Source organism: Variovorax sp. dw_308 (genome assembly GCF_019207085.1).
Classification (GTDB): Bacteria; Pseudomonadota; Gammaproteobacteria; order Burkholderiales; family Burkholderiaceae_C; genus Variovorax.
Genome location: NZ_JAATOM010000004.1, coordinates 409,069 through 423,407 on the forward strand (window position 1 = coordinate 409,069; position 14,339 = coordinate 423,407).

Sequence of the window (14,339 nt, forward strand, 5' to 3'; positions counted from 1 at the left end):
AACAGACTCCCGCATCCATGACCCACACCCGTTCTAATCCGCGCTTCCGCGGCATCTTCCCGGTCGTCCCGACCACCTTCAACGAGGCGGGTGAACTCGACCTCGAAAGCCAGAAGCGCTGCCTCGATTTCATGATCGACACCGGCTCCGACGGCCTCTGCATCCTGGCCAATTTCTCGGAGCAGTTCCTGTTGTCGGACGAGGAGCGCGAGGTGCTCACCCGCACGGCGCTCGAACATGTCGCGGGCCGCGTGCCGGTGATCGTGACGACCACGCACTTCAGCACCAAGGTGTGCGCCGAACGCAGCCGCCGCGCGCAGGACATGGGTGCGGCCATGGTGATGGTGATGCCGCCGTACCACGGCGCGACCTTCCGCGTGCCGGAAGCAAAGGTCGAGGAGTTCTACGCGCGCCTGTCGGACGCGATCGGCATTCCCATCATGGTCCAGGACGCGCCCGCGGCCGGCACGCCGCTGTCGGCTGCGCTGCTCGCACGCATGGCCCAGCAGATCGAGAACCTCGCGTACTTCAAGATCGAGACCGCCGGCGCCGCCTCCAAGCTGCGCGAGTTGATCCGCCTCGGCGGCGAGGCCATCGAAGGCCCGTGGGATGGCGAGGAAGCCATCACGCTGATGTCCGACCTGGACGCCGGCGCCACGGGATCGATGACCGGCGGCGGCTACATGGACGGCATCCGTCCGATCATCGAGGCGCACCGCGCCGGCGACCGCGAGAAGGCCTATGCGATCTACGAGAAGTGGCTGCCGCTCATCAACTACGAGAACCGGCAGGCCGGCTTCCTGGCCGCCAAGACGCTGATGAAGGAGGGTGGCGTGATCAAAAGCGATGCGCCGCGTCATCCCTGGCCGTCGATGCACCCCGACACGCGCGCGGGATTGCTGGAAGTGGCGAAACGCCTCGATCCCCTGGTGCTACGCTGGGGTCGATGAATGAAGCGCCGCTGCTGAACGGTCCCGAGGTCCTGGACGACCTGTGGTCGCTGGCAGGAATGCCCGCAGAGGCATTGCGCCTTGCCAGCCTGACCGGCGCCGATCCGGTCTTTCCTTCCTCCTTTGCGGTGGGCGCTGCTGCGCAAGCCACCGCCGCCGCGGCGGCACTCGCGGCCTGCGAGCTGGGCCACGTGCGCGGCGCTGCGCGCCAGCAGGTCGCGGTCGACATGCGCGAGGCCGCCATCGAATGCACCGGTTGGTTCAGCATCGACGGCAAGGTGCCCGATGCGTGGGATGCGTTCTCGGGACTCTACCGTTGCGCCGATGGTCACGTGCGCGTGCATGCCAACTTTGCGCACCACCGTGGAGGCGCGTTGCGTCTTCTGGGCCTCGATCCCAGGACGGCCCAACGCGCCGATGCGGAGCAGGCCATGCTCGGCTGGCGTGCGCTCGACTTCGAGGAAGCCGCGGCGGCGCGCAAGCTCGTCGCCACGGCGTTGCGGCGCTTCGACGAGTGGGATGCGACACCGCAAGGCCGCGCCATCGCCGCGCAGCCGCTGTTCACCATCGAACGCATCGGCGATGCGCCGCCGCTGACCTTGCCGCCTCTGCGCGAAGACCAGCGCCCCCTGACCGGGCTCCGCGTGCTCGACCTCACGCGCATCCTCGCCGGCCCTGTGGGCGGCAAGGCGCTCGCGGCCCACGGCGCGGACGTGATGCTCGTCAACTCGCCGAAGCTGCCCAACATCTCCGCCATCGCCGACACCAGCCGCGGCAAGCTCAGCGCGCACATCGACCTGCACAGCGACACCGGCCGCGATGCGATGCGGTGCCTCGTCGCCGATGCCCATGTGTTCACGCAAGGCTATCGACCCGGCGGCCTGCAGGCGCTGGGCTGGGGCGCCGAAGAAGTCGCGCGACTGCGACCCGGCATCGTCTACGTCTCCCTCACGGCCTATGGAACGCAAGGCCCATGGGCCGGCCGCCGCGGCTTCGATTCGCTGGTGCAGACCGCCATGGGCTTCAACCATGCGGAGGGCGAGGCCGCGGGCGACGGCAAGCCGCGTCCCATGCCGATGCAGATCCTCGACGAGGCCACGGGCTACCTGATGGCCTTCGGCGCCGCGGCGGCCACAGTGCGACAGCAACGCGAGGGCGGCAGCTGGCATGTGCAGGTGTCGCTGGCACAGACCGGGCAGTGGCTGCGCTCGCTCGGTCGCGTGCCGGGTGGACTCTCGGCGACCCGGCCCGACTGGCAGGCGCAGGTCGACACCACGGATTCCGGCTTTGGTCGGCTCACTGCCCTGCGTCACAGCGCACGACTGTCCCGCACGCCTGCCGGGTGGTCGCGACTGGCGATGCCGCCGGGCAGTCATCCGCCCACCTGGCCCTCGACGGCGCACTGAAGGCTTGGCGCGCCTGCTCGCTCTTCCGTGCGATCGAACACGGGATCCCTCGTTGAGCGCAGGCAATGGGTAACGGTCGGTTTCAGCAGCGTCGTTCGCGCGAACTTTGGTCCTATAACCACTGCCTGAATCGAGTTTGAAGTCGGGAGTGGCAGTTTTGGATGCGTTGATATCGAATTGGCTGGTGTGGGGCGGCGTGGTCGTGATGCTGGTTGCAGCAGCGCTCCTGTTCGTGCGCTTCCGCCGAGGGCGCGAGACCCCGACCCTGGTCCTCGTGCGACGCCGCCGCGAACTGATGGCGCAACTCGAAGAACTGGCCGGCGACACCGGCCCCGCACTGCTGCAGGCCGAGGCGCGTCGGAAGAAGCTGAGTCCGTCAAGCATCGAAGTGCTGGAAGCCGCGGTCGCGCGAGCGGCGAAACAGTAGCCCGATCGCGGGCTCGCACCCTCGGATCGGGGGGCGAATGGGAGTCGGCGTTTTGGCTCCGCCTGCGTCGAAGCCTTTGAAGCTGAGTTGCGACTGAAGGTCGGTTCATGTTTAGGGTCGTGCGACACCTGCCCTCCGTCGTGGTCGTGCATCGCTCGCGCCGACGCCCAGACCACAGCAGGGGGGGGGGGCCTGCAGGCCGCCTTGCGCACAGGTCAACGGCCCGTAAGGGCGCGAGACGCGATCTCGATCTGCTTGCGAATGAACACCTGTCCAGCATCAGCCCCCTTGCTCGCTGCCCAAACCAACTTGATGGGGAACGTTCTCGTTGTGACTTGCACGGGCAGTGCACGAAGCTGGAAAGCATCGCGCGCGAGTTTCAGCATGCTCTTGGGCACCAGGCAAACAAGGTCCGATTGACTGGTGAGCAGCAAGACCTCCAGAATTTCCGACACTTCGATCGCGAAATTCAGCTTCATGCGCAACCATTCCTGAAGGCCGGGCACGCGGCTGTCGCCATCGATGCGAGGGCGCAATCCTACGAATTCCAGCGATCTCAAATCCGCCTCCTGGCGAACCTTCAGGGCCACAGGGTGGTCGCGGCGCGCAACGACCACCATGGCGTCCTCGAAGAGCGCGAGTTCATTGAAATGACTGCCTGCCGGCACCAGCCAGTCGACTGCAGCATCGAATCGGCCATCTCGCAGTGATTGCTCGAGGTCGACCGGCCTGGATCGGGTACTGAAAGAGACCTGTATTCCCGGCGCAGCGGTCACGAGCCGCTCGCGCAGGCGCACGGCCAGCAATGGCCCCAGCGGGTGCGACACGCTGACGAAGAAGGATCTTCTCGACGTCTTCGGGTCAAAGCCGCGGGCGTCCGAGACCGAATCGCGCAGCGTGCCCAGCGCGCCGTGCAACTTCGCGTAGACAGCGTCCGCGGTAGAGGTTCGATGCACGCCTCTGCCGTGGCGAACGAACAGCTCATCGTTGAAGACGGTTCGCAAGCGTGCCACGGCATTGCTGACGGCAGGCTGGCTCATGGAAAGACGCTGCGCAGCACCGGTCAAGCTGCTTTCCTCATAGACCGCCTCGAAGACCGGCAAGAGGTTCAGATCGACACTTCTGAGATTGATCATGTGAATATCTGATGTAAGAACTATCCATTAGACATTATCTCTCGATGAGCCGAGACTAGCCCCAGTGGCACTGCTTTGGAGATGGACAACACCAATGCAACCACCCCTTTCCTCGACCCAATGAACAACAAACATCGCACCCGGTGCTGCGTCTCCACGATGGCGCACTCGGAACCTTCTGAACCAAGGCTTGTACCGGCAGCGAAAACCCATTGTCTGAACTGGAGACTCCCTTGAGACGTTTCATTCGCGCACTTTGCGCAAGCTTGCTGGCGGCAGCGGCGTTGCTGCCGATGGCTGCGTCCGCACAGGGCACCCAAGTCGCTTTTGCCGGCTTGGCCTATGCCGGAGACGCTGCGTCCCTTGAGAAGCGCTTTCCCTTTTCGCGCGAGTACGAGAAACGCCTCGAAAGTACGGATAGACGGGCCGACGCCCGGATTCGTGCCGCAATCGCCGAAGCCCCTCCGCGCAACTTCGAAGTACTTCCGGGCCTCATCGACGAGTTGAAGGGCCGCGACCAGGCTCTCGTCACTTCCCTCGTCGTGAACTCCGAGACCGTGTCTGTCGAGACCTTCGGCGAACTGCGCAAGCTGTTCATCCTTGTCCGCGGGCAAGCGCTTTACTTCGATTTCAAGACTCAAACGGTCATCCGCTCATACCCGATCAGCTTTGAATACATCGATGTCTTTGACCGGCAACCGACCCATGAAGAAATACTTTCCAGGGTGCGCAGCGTCTATGAAGGTGCCGCAGGAAAACCAGGCATCTTCGCGCGCTATGCCGAAGTCCTGGCGAACGCCAGCATTCCTTCCCAGGTTCCGCGCTACCTCAAGGTGACCGACGTCACGGTGAGCGACGCGGTCGCTGCGAGCTTGCCCGCCTACCTCAAGGAAAGTCCCGGGGTCATGGAGACCTGGGCTGCGGACATGCTGAGCGAGGCGATTTCGACCCATGCCGGCGTTCCCATCATCCCGTACACCAAGGGCTATGCGGTCGGAGGCGTGTTCCCGATGCGCGTCTCGGATGGGACGGTCTTCAACCTCAAGCTGCCCGAGCCGGACTACGCGATTTCGGTGGACCTGACCAATGTGAAGAAGGTCCAGTTCGGCCAGGTCGCCGCGGGCAGCAGCTTCATCTACGGCACCTTCGCCACTGTGAAGATTCAACTGCCGGGCATGGGCACCAGCTACTTGAACTCGTCGTTCAAGAACGGTGAGACCAAGGTGGTTCCCGCAACGCAGACCTTCGTGGATGACTTCCCTGCGTACTACGACTCCTGGAACGCGCTCTTCCGGCGCGTGGCCGAAGCGATGGCTGGCAAGGACCAGGCCTCGTGGCTCAAGGCCGCCGCATCGGCTTCCGACATCGACTCCCAACTCCTGAAAACCAAGGAAATGATTCAGCTATGCAAGTAATTCGTACGTTCGTGGCGGCCGCGTTGGCGTGCTTCGCCATCACCTCTGTGGCACAGGTCCAGCAGGCACGCGGCAAGGCTTCCGTCGTCTACCAGGGCTGGAGCGTCTCGGCTGAGGACAAGGCCAAGGCAACCCAGGCGGCTCAGCTCAAGGCGGTGGAGTTCTACTACGCCGAGGCCGGAGAGTCGGAATCGGAGAACTTCGACGCCGCGCGCGAAAAGATCCTGGCCAACCCCGACCGGTACATCCTGGAATCCACCGTCCTGGGAGAGGAAACCAGCACCGACAAGAAGCAGTACACGGTCTCAGTTCGCGTGGCGCTGAACGTGGCCAACCTGCGCAACCTTGTGAAATCGAACTCGGCCGTCGCCAAGGCTGGCGCTACCGAGAAGTCACCATTGGCCTTCGTGTTCGTTTCACGCCAAGTGGCCACCGTGAAGTCCTTCGATGACCGGGTTTACAAGCGCGTCGACGAGAGCGTCAGCGGCGGTCGAACCGAGGCGAACGTCAAAACGGGCGTCGAAGGCGAGTCCATCAGTGCCGGTCAGATTCGCACGAACGCATCAACCTCCAGCAAGACCGACATTGCGGCCAACCGCACTCACACGGTCGAAACCGGTGGCAGCACCGTCAAGCGTGCGAGCGAGGCGACCTTTCGCCTCATCCCGAGCGCCAACCTGAATCAGGTCTTCACCGGCATGTTCAGCAAGGCGGGCTTTCGCGTCGCCGAAGCGGCCTATGTCGAACCGATGTCTGGTGGCGCCTTCAAAGTCGCAAACGTCGAGAACGACTATCAATCGGGTGACGACCTCAAGTCGACGACGCTGCAGGCCATGGTCACAGGCATGCGCAATGCCAAGGTGCCGTACCTGGCCTATGGCACGCTGGATGTCGGGTCCGCCGACAAGGACCCCGCCACCGGCCTCGTGCGCGTGTCGGTCACTGTCAACGCCAAGCTGCTTGATGTAACGCAGGCCTTCCCTGAAACCAAGGCCGCGGTCGGCCCGGTGCAGTACGCAGGCGTCGGACCGTCGGAAGACGAGGCACGCGGCAACGCACTCAAGCTGGCCGCCAACAGTGCTGCACGCGAACTGACCAGCCAAATCACGGCCCTGCGCATGCAGTGAGCCCTCCCAGTCCAGCCACTTCTTTCCCTGTCAACAAAATCCAACCGCAACCTCAAAAATGAACAAGATTCACACCGCCATTGCAGCCGCCGCCTTCCTCGCCACAGGCCTTGCGAACGTCGCGCATGCCCAGTTCTCGCTGCCCTCGATTCCAGGCGTGACGAACTCCGCAGGCGCAGCGCCGGTGGCCGACCTGTCGGGCCAGCAGGATTCCCTCGTACGTGGTTACATCGCGGCGAGCAAGGACGTGCTGTATGCCAATGCCAAACTGGCCGAGGCGCTCGGCCTGAAGGACGAGGCGGCCAAGGTGAAGGCTGAAGCGGACAGCTTCAAGGAAGGCGCAACCAAGGACAGCGCCGAAGCTGCCAACAAGGCGGTGGCCGCTTCAACCGACCTGGTCGCCAAGAAGATTGCCACCCAGCCCGCCATGGACGCCCAATCGAAGTCCATCTACGCTCAAGGCTTGGTGCTGCTGGCCGCCGGCCTGACCCAGTACGTCGGCGTCGGAAAGGACGTGTCGCACATGAGCAGCAGCATCAAGGGCGCTTCTCCCCTGCAACTGCCTAAATTGCTATCGGCTGTCTATGTCGTCACGAAGTTCCCCGAGGCGATGACGAGTGTCTCTGGTGCCATGCAGAACGCAGTGGCCTTCGCCCAGTCCAGCGGCATTCCGTTGCCGTCGGATGCCAGCGCCGCAGCGAACGCTCTCTGATCAGCAAGGAAGTACGCCTGATGCGCTACCTTCTGTGCGTGACCGCGGTCGCCGCGGCGACCCTTCTGACCGCTTGCGGCAAGCAAGAACCTGGGAAGGCGCCCGCTGCGTCGCCACCGGCTGCAACGAACGTCGCTCCGCCCGTGCCCGATGTGGGCAAGGTCGGCAACGTCACCACGACTGCGCAAGGCTTCGGTGCCTCGGCCGGCGAGGCTGTGACCGAAGCAATGAAGCTGGCGCTGCTGCAGGTCAATGGTGCGGCTATTCAGTCTGCGACCGTCACAGCCAAATACGGCTTGGACGTGAGTCTCAACCAGGACGCGGCATCGCTGCGTGCCAACGCCTTTGCGGAGGTTGTGGCCCAGCGCTCAGGCGGTGTGATCCAGAATTTCAAGCTGGTTGAATTGCAGGAGCCGTCCGCGTTGGCTGGCAAGCGATACAAGGCGACCATCGAAGCCCAGATCGCCAAGTTCAGTCCTTCCGCGGAGATGCAGAAGGTGAAGGTGGTCGTTGGTCAGATTCGCTTCGACAGCCCTGGTTTGCCGATGGGTGACCGTACGTTATCTTCCGCCGAGGTCGGCGCCACCATTCGTCAGCGCATCAGCGACGCATTGGTGCAGACCGGACGCTTCGCGGTGCTGGACCGCGAGCTCAGCCCGGACATGGAGGGCGAGCTGGACATGATCAAGACTGGCCAGGCGCCTGGCGCCGAGTTGGCCAAGCTGTCCCAGGCTGCAAGCGCCGACATCGTGTGGAGCGGCCGCGTGAGCAGCCTGGCGTACAACCGCCACGCACGTCAACTCAAGACCAGCGACCGTGAGCTCGTGAGCTATTCGGGAGGATGGGCCATTTCCGAGAAGCTGGTGAATGTTGCGACCCGCCAGGTGATGGCTTCGGACTCGCTGCGCGGCGAGGCGCCTTCGCTTGCACCGACCACGCTGAGTGCCGGCGTGGACTCCAACAAGATTCTGGAGGACATGACAACTGACCTGGTGAACCAGGTGGTGACCTCCGTGCTCCGAAGCACCTTCCCGGTGACTGTCGTCTCGCGCGATGGAACGAACGTCGTATTGAGTCAGGGCGGCCAGGCCTTGAAGGAAGGCAGCCGCTACCAGATGGCCGCCATGGGCGCCGAGATGAAGGACCCGCAGACGGGCCAAAGTTTGGGACGTGTCGAGCAGCCATGCTGCGAAGTCGTAATTGAGCGCGTGACCCCGAACCTGTCCTATGGCCGATTGGAGAACGTTCGCTCGAATCTGGAACTGCTCCCGATGGGCGGCCTTCAACTCCGCAACGAACTCAAAGGGGTCGCAGTGGCCAAGGCAGAGCTGGTCGCGGCCCCCGCAGCAGGTGAGGCGCCAGGCGCGACTTCGGCTGCCATTCCCGCGGCACTGGTGGCAGGCGCAGAGCCCTCGCCGAAGATTGTCCAGCCCCGTCCTGCACTGCCAGCCGCACCGGTGGCGCCCCCGAAGACCGACGACAAATGGTGAATTGGCTCGGCGGGACCGCCGGGCCCAGAGCTCCGTTCCGGCCCATCTAACTGCTGCCGCTCGATCGGCCTCGGACGCCAAGATCGCGCCGCCGCTTGAGCCACTTCGCCGGGCCATGTCGGCACTACCCTTCAAACCGGTTGTCATCTTTCGGCACATGGGAGCCAGTTCGTTTTCGGCATAAAGGAGCCAGTGGATTTCCGCCGTAATGGAGCCAGCTCGTTTTCGGCATATTGGAGCCAGTGGAGTTGAAGGGCGCCTCGATCTGAATGGGTTGTTGCGTGCTGAAGTGGCGACTCGTGAAGTCCCCCACGGAGGCAGCGATGAGCCGAAGGAGAATCGAGATGTTCCAGTACCGAATCGCCCTTGCACAGATGCATCGAGGCGCCTCCGAGCGGGAGATCGCGCGAAGTCATTGCATGGGCCGCCACAAGCTGGCGGACCTGCACGCGTTGGCCGAGCAGCATGGCTGGCTCGACGCGCCTGGCCTTGGACAATGCAGTCTGGGTTCCCAGTTTCCTCACAAAGAACCGCGAACGGCGAACGCCGGATCGCGCGTGAAGCGATCATCGAACCTCGTCAACCACATTTTGCAGACGGCCGATCGAGAGGGGCTGGCCGTCAGGCGGGCATTTCAGCTTGACGAGATGGACAACGTCTCGGAAGGACGAGATGTTTCGTGCTGACATTCGGGAAGAATGCGAGCGAGTGCGCGCGGCGGCCGGAGATTCACCGAGGCCTGCGACCGCCCGGCGCCCCTCCACCCACCAACTGGCGGTTCAAGACTGGCTGCGGCTGTTCGAGTTTTCACGGTGAACGACGGCGGTCACGAAAAGCTGGCTTCGCCCCCTGTCCGATGTGCGACCGGTCTGCCTCGGAACCTACCTCCGATGGCAGGCGACATGCAGGGCCAGGGCTGGGTCAGCAGTGTCACAGTTACCGGGCACAGAAAGGCCGGCAGAGCATATGCGCGCCGCAGCCATGCGCATTGACGCCGTTGAGCAGGTCCGGACGCGGCATGTGAGCGCGCGGGGTAAAGGTCGTTCCGGTGCAGGCAACCAGTTCGACTTGCGCTCCTTGCTGGGTGCATCACGCTGGACATGCAGTGCCAGACCCCATCGGCATCGGGCTTCACGCCCGGCGTCCTGTTGCCGAATCCGTTGGTGTACATGCACTTGCCATGTCGGGTTGCACTGGCGAACGGGTACCAGCGGCTCCGGCATGGCGGGCACTGCGCCTCGCGCAGGGCCTTGGCGGCAGCCTGTCGACGCGAGCGACGCATCCGTCGGAGCCGATGCCGCATTCCCGGCGACCTCCAGGCGCTTCAAAGGGTTGCGTGGTTATCAGGAAAGCCCGAAGCCCAGGCGCTTCAGGGCCGCCTGCAGCAGATGGCGTCCGGACATGGCGTCCGGCCCGCGCACCCGGGCCGCGGCGTGCGCGGTCCAGCCCGCCTCCGGCATGCGTTGGCCGCGCTGGAAGGCTTTCATGCGCTCGTCGAATTCCGCGTAGCCCGACGCGGCCGGCACGACATAGGTATCGCGGTGCAACACCATGGCCTGGGGCAGTCGCGGCTTCACGGCGCTGTCGACGGCCGGGTCCGGATAGCCGATCGAGAGGCCGAAGACCGCGAAACATTCCGGTGGCAGGCGGAGCTCCTGCGCCACGGCTTCCGGCTGATTGCGCATGGCGCCGATGTAGCAGCAGCCCAGCCCCAGCGATTCGAGGGCAACCACCATGTTCTGCGCGGCCAGGGCCGCATCGGCCACCCCGACCACCAGGCTCTCGAGATAGCCGAGCCCATCCCCGGGCAGGCCCTGGGCGGTGCCCAGCCCGCGCAGGCGCGACAGATCGGCGAGGAATACCAGCAGCAACGGCGCCTCGGCCACGTGGCCCTGGCGACCGGCGAGTGCGGCCAGGCGGGCCTTGCGCGCCGCGTCTTCGACGGCGACCACACTCCAGGCCTGCAAATGCGACGAGGTGGAGGCCGACTGGCCCGCCGCCACCAGCGTCTGCAGCAAATCCGCGGGCAGTGGCCGGTCGCTGTAGGCGCGTACCGACCGGTGCGCCAGCAGCGACTCGAGCACGGCGTTCGGCCGCGCAGCCGGGGCCGTCGGGGCCAGCGCATCGGACGACGCAAGCCCATAGCGCGCGGCGACCGCCTGCCACCAGTGACGCTCTGCGGAAAGCTCGGCGCTCATTGGGCAACCTCCGCGCTCCGCGCTGCGGTGTGAGCGCCTTCGGGCGGCCGGGCGGCGCTCATTGGGCAACCTCCGCGCTGCGGTGCGAGCTTGCTTGGGGCGGCCCGGCGCGGCGCTCATGCCAGCGGCCGCACGACGGACTGGCTGCGCCAGTAGTCGTACAGCGTCTCCGGGCTGTTCACGCCGCCGCCTGTGCCGCTGCGGTTCACGCCGCCGTAGGGCACGCCGTGCGGGAACAGGTTGTGGGCGTTGATCCAGCTGTTGCCGGCCACCATGGCTTCGGCCACGCGCGAAGCACGGCCCAGGTCGCTGCTCCACACGCTGTTGGCCAAGCCATAGTCGGTGTCGTTGGCCATCTCGACGGCCTGCCGCTCGTCCCTGAACGGGGCCAGGAAAGCCACCGGGCCAAAGACCTCTTCACGCGCGGCGACGTTCTTCAGGTCGCCGGCCATCAACGTGGGGCTCACGTAGAAGCCGTCGTATCCGGGCACGCTTGCCCTGCCGCCGGGCAGCAGCATTTCTGCCCCTTCACTCTGGCCGCGGTCCAGGTAGCCGAGCACGCGGTTGCGCTGGCGGGCACTGACCAGCGGCCCCATGGCCGAGGCCGCGTCCATCTGGTAGCCGACCTGGACCTGGCCCAGGCAGCGCACGCTGCTCTCCACGAAGCGGTCGTAGATCTTCTCGTGCACCAGCCAGCGTGTCGCGTCGCAGCAGACCTGCCCGCTGTGGGTGGTGATCGCCACCGCCAGCTTGCGCGCGGTGTCTTCCACGTCCACATCGTCGAACACCACCGCGGCGCCCTTGCCGCCGAGCTCGAGCTTGCAGGGGATCAGATTGCGACCGCAGGCCGCGCCCACCAGTTGCCCCACCTCGGGCGAGCCGGTGAACGAAAACCGCTTCAGGCCCGGATGCGCCGACAGCGCGGCTCCGGCCCGGTCGCCCATGCCGGTGACGATGTTGATCACGCCATCGGGAAAGCCGATCTCGCGCGCGAGCCGCGCCAGGTAGATGGCAGAGAGCGGCGTGTCTTCCGCGGGCTTGATCACCACCGTGTTGCCCGCCGCGAGCGCGGGCGAAACGCCCCAGCCGATCAGCAGGAACGGGAAGTTCCATGGAAAGATGAACCCGCACGGCCCCCAGGCCTTGCGGAAGGTCCAGGCCTCGTGGCCCTGCACTGCCAGCGTGCTGCGGCGCTGCAAGTGCAGGGCCATGGTGTTGAAGTAGCGCAGCGTGTCGACGCAAACCTGAACATCGGCCGCGGCCTGCGCCAGGATCTTGCCTGCGTCCAGCGCCTCGATCTGCGCAATGACAGGTTTGCGCCGCTCGATCTCGTCGGCCAGGCGGTGCAGCCAGGCGGCCCGTTCGCTCGCCAGCAGGCCCGACCACGCCGGAAAGGCCTTGGCCGCGGCACGTACGGCCAGGTCGACATCGGCCGCCTGCATGGCGACCACCTGGGCCAGCGGCAGGCCGGTGCCCGGGTCGAGCGTGGTGAAGGCCTGGCCGTCGAGGCCACACACGTCCTGCCCGCCCACCACGGCCGCGATGGGGCTGGCGGACAGGAACTGCGCGACCTCGGGCAGCATTTCAAACGAAGAGACGGGAGCTTTCATGGAAGGTGTCCTCAAGGAAGAATCCTGGCTAGCTGAACGCGACCTCGGCCTTGCCGAAGCCGATGAAATCGACGGTCACGGTTTGCCCGGGCCCGGCACGATTGAGGCCGGTGTAGGTGCCGGTGGTGACCACCTGGCCCGGCCGGATTCCGCCTGCGCTGCGCAACAGGTTGACCAGCTCGACCGTGCGCAGCATCGGGTCGCCGGTGGGATGGCCCCCGACGCTGCGCACGATCTCCTTGCCGTCGATGCACAGCGTGACTTCGAGCTTCGAAAGATCGTGTGCGCGCCAATCGGCGGGCGTCTCGCCCACCACGAAGGCGCCGTTCGACACGCAATCGGCGATGCGGTCGAGCAGTGGCGCGGCGCCATAGTCGGCGAAGCGCGAATCAACGACTTCGATGGCCGCGACGGCGGTGGCCGCATCGGCCACTTCGGCAGGGCTGTAGGCCGCGGCGCGCGCCGGCAAGCCACGATCGAAACGGAAGGCGATCTCGGCTTCCACCGCGAGCAAGGGCACGAGCGACGACGGCAGGCGGGCCGGGCTGGCCAACAGCCGCGAACCGAGAATGACGCCGCGCGCCAGTTGGCCCCCGACAGGCGCGGCCACTTTCCAGCCGCCCACGCGTTCCTCGAGCCGGGCCACCGTGGCGTCCTGGATGGCATGGGCGTCGGCCAGCGTTGTCGGAGCGATGGCCGCGTCGAAAGGCGCGATGCGCTGGCCGCTCGCGCGTGCCTGCACGAGCTGGCGCGTGGCCGCCTCGAGCGCCTGGGGTGTGATGGTCATGTCCGGTTCCTGTGCTTGCTCAAATCAATGACTTCAATGACGTGATCGGTTGGCACCATGCGGCGGCGCGCGATGGCTGCCGGGCGCGTGGCAATCGGTTTCAGGCGACCGTGCGAATCGGCTGGCCGTCCAGGTAGGCCAGCGCGTTCTCCACGAGTTGCTGGTAGAAGTCGCCAAAAACCTCGGCGGTGCCGTAGCCGTAGTGCGGTGTGAGCACCGTGTTGCGGCAGGCCGCCAGCGGCGAGCCGGCCGGGAGCGGTTCGCGGTGGTGGACATCGAGCGCGGCGAACAGGCGCCCGCCTTGTACGGCCTCGGTCAGCGCGGCCTCGTCGACCAGGCCGGCGCGCGAGGTGTTGACCAGGATCGCGCCCGGCTTCATCGCCGTGAGCTCGGCCCGGCCCACGATGCCGCGCGTACGGTCCGACAGCACCAGGTGCAGGCTGACCACGTCCGAGCCGGCCAGCAGTTGCGCCTTGTCGCACAGGGTGGCACCGGCAGCCTGGGCGGCCTCGGCGGTCATGTTCTGGCTCCAGGCCTGCACCTTCATGCCGAGCGCGCGGCCATAGCCCGCCATGCGCGAGCCGATGTTGCCCAGGCCCATCACGCCCAAGGTCTTGCCGGCCAGCAGCATGCCGGCCCGCGTGCCCTGCTGGAAGCGGCCGGCGCGCGCCGCCGCGTCTCCGGCGGGCACGTCGCGGGCGATGGCCAGCATCAAGGCCAGTGCCATTTCGGCCGTCGATTCCGCGCCGGGCCCGGTGCCGGTGGTGCAGACGACGATGCCGTGCTTCACCATGCCGGCGATGTCGACCAGCGCCCCGCGCGAGCCGGTGAGCGCGAACATGCGCAGACGCGGCAGGCGCTCGACCAGCGTCATCGGGAACGGCGTGCGTTCGCGCATCGCCAGCACGATGTCGAAGGCGGCCAGTGCCTGGGCGGCTTCGTCCTGGCTGGCGAAGGGTCTGTCGAAGAACACCACCTCGGCGCGCGCCTTCAGGGCGGTCCAGTCGGCGCTGCCGGCGGCGGCGTTCTGCCAGTCATCGAGGACGGCGATGCGCACGTCGGATTGGTTGGCAAGGGTCAT

General features: G+C 65.9%; 13 protein-coding genes. 8 read left to right on the plus strand and 5 right to left on the minus strand.

From position 1 onward, the window contains the following. Positions 1–17: 17 nt before the first annotated feature. From HCU76_RS11235 to HCU76_RS11245, 3 genes are all read left to right on the plus strand, one after another. Positions 18–950, plus strand: a complete 933-nt coding sequence (locus HCU76_RS11235; protein WP_218509287.1) for a dihydrodipicolinate synthase family protein — start codon at positions 18–20, stop codon at positions 948–950. Then, positions 947–2,356 carry a CoA transferase gene (locus HCU76_RS11240; protein ID WP_218509288.1) on the plus strand — a complete coding sequence of 470 codons (1,410 nt, stop codon included), beginning with the start codon at positions 947–949 and terminating at the stop codon, positions 2,354–2,356. The genes HCU76_RS11235 and HCU76_RS11240 overlap by 4 nt, the downstream gene beginning before the upstream one ends. Positions 2,357–2,504: 148 nt before the next feature. Next, the gene (locus HCU76_RS11245; protein WP_218509289.1) at positions 2,505–2,783 is read left to right on the plus strand and encodes a hypothetical protein; all 279 of its coding nucleotides are present in this window, start codon (positions 2,505–2,507) and stop codon (positions 2,781–2,783) included. Positions 2,784–2,998: 215 nt separating this feature from the next. Here the strand turns inward: HCU76_RS11245 and HCU76_RS11250 are convergent, their stop codons facing one another. Further along, positions 2,999–3,919, minus strand: a complete 921-nt coding sequence (locus tag HCU76_RS11250; protein WP_213953667.1) for a LysR substrate-binding domain-containing protein — start codon at positions 3,917–3,919, stop codon at positions 2,999–3,001. Positions 3,920–4,152: 233 nt separating this feature from the next. Here HCU76_RS11250 and HCU76_RS11255 point away from each other — a divergent pair, with 233 nt between their 5' ends. From HCU76_RS11255 to HCU76_RS11275, 5 genes are all read left to right on the plus strand, one after another. Then, positions 4,153–5,334, plus strand: a complete 1,182-nt coding sequence (locus HCU76_RS11255; protein ID WP_218509290.1) for a hypothetical protein — start codon at positions 4,153–4,155, stop codon at positions 5,332–5,334. Then, a complete protein-coding gene (locus tag HCU76_RS11260; protein WP_345944625.1) occupies positions 5,253–6,461 on the plus strand; it encodes a hypothetical protein in 1,209 nt (402 codons plus the stop codon). Before HCU76_RS11255 ends, HCU76_RS11260 begins: the two co-directional genes overlap by 82 nt. A gap of 58 nt (positions 6,462–6,519) precedes the next feature. Then, entirely contained in the window at positions 6,520–7,173 is a 654-nt protein-coding gene (locus HCU76_RS11265; protein ID WP_218509291.1) for a hypothetical protein, read from the plus strand. 20 nt (positions 7,174–7,193) lie between these two features. Next, positions 7,194–8,663, plus strand: coding sequence for a CsgG/HfaB family protein (locus HCU76_RS11270; RefSeq protein WP_218509292.1), 1,470 nt, complete (start codon positions 7,194–7,196; stop codon positions 8,661–8,663). Positions 8,664–9,007: 344 nt separating this feature from the next. Further along, positions 9,008–9,349, plus strand: a complete 342-nt coding sequence (locus HCU76_RS11275) for a hypothetical protein (RefSeq protein WP_218509293.1) — start codon at positions 9,008–9,010, stop codon at positions 9,347–9,349. Between the two features lie 657 nt (positions 9,350–10,006). Here HCU76_RS11275 and HCU76_RS11280 read toward each other — a convergent pair. The 4 genes from HCU76_RS11280 to HCU76_RS11295 form a co-directional block, all read right to left on the minus strand. Then, complete coding sequence (locus HCU76_RS11280) at positions 10,007–10,861, minus strand: NADPH-dependent oxidoreductase (RefSeq protein ID WP_218509294.1); 855 nt, start codon at positions 10,859–10,861, stop codon at positions 10,007–10,009. 116 nt (positions 10,862–10,977) lie between these two features. Beyond that, positions 10,978–12,471 (minus strand): aldehyde dehydrogenase, encoded by a 1,494-nt coding sequence (locus tag HCU76_RS11285; protein WP_218509295.1) that lies wholly within the window; start codon positions 12,469–12,471, stop codon positions 10,978–10,980. Positions 12,472–12,499: 28 nt separating this feature from the next. Further along, a complete protein-coding gene (locus HCU76_RS11290) occupies positions 12,500–13,258 on the minus strand; it encodes a 2-keto-4-pentenoate hydratase (protein ID WP_218509296.1) in 759 nt (252 codons plus the stop codon). 100 nt (positions 13,259–13,358) lie between these two features. Then, positions 13,359–14,339, minus strand: coding sequence for a D-2-hydroxyacid dehydrogenase family protein (locus HCU76_RS11295; RefSeq protein ID WP_218509297.1), 981 nt, complete (start codon positions 14,337–14,339; stop codon positions 13,359–13,361).

Excerpts from the sequence above, each read along its gene's own strand:
- HCU76_RS11235 (WP_218509287.1), top strand. The coding sequence starts at position 18 with ATGACCCACACCCGTTCTAATCCGCGCTTCCGCGGCATCTTCCCGGTC.
- HCU76_RS11240 (WP_218509288.1), top strand. The coding sequence starts at position 947 with ATGAATGAAGCGCCGCTGCTGAACGGTCCCGAGGTCCTGGACGACCTG.
- HCU76_RS11250 (WP_213953667.1), bottom strand. The coding sequence starts at position 3,919 with ATGATCAATCTCAGAAGTGTCGATCTGAACCTCTTGCCGGTCTTCGAG.
- HCU76_RS11265 (WP_218509291.1), top strand. The coding sequence starts at position 6,520 with ATGAACAAGATTCACACCGCCATTGCAGCCGCCGCCTTCCTCGCCACA.
- HCU76_RS11270 (WP_218509292.1), top strand. The coding sequence starts at position 7,194 with ATGCGCTACCTTCTGTGCGTGACCGCGGTCGCCGCGGCGACCCTTCTG.
- HCU76_RS11275 (WP_218509293.1), top strand. The coding sequence starts at position 9,008 with ATGTTCCAGTACCGAATCGCCCTTGCACAGATGCATCGAGGCGCCTCC.
- HCU76_RS11280 (WP_218509294.1), bottom strand. The coding sequence starts at position 10,861 with ATGAGCGCCGAGCTTTCCGCAGAGCGTCACTGGTGGCAGGCGGTCGCC.
- HCU76_RS11285 (WP_218509295.1), bottom strand. The coding sequence starts at position 12,471 with ATGAAAGCTCCCGTCTCTTCGTTTGAAATGCTGCCCGAGGTCGCGCAG.
- HCU76_RS11290 (WP_218509296.1), bottom strand. The coding sequence starts at position 13,258 with ATGACCATCACACCCCAGGCGCTCGAGGCGGCCACGCGCCAGCTCGTG.
- HCU76_RS11295 (WP_218509297.1), bottom strand. The coding sequence starts at position 14,339 with ATGACCCTTGCCAACCAATCCGACGTGCGCATCGCCGTCCTCGATGAC.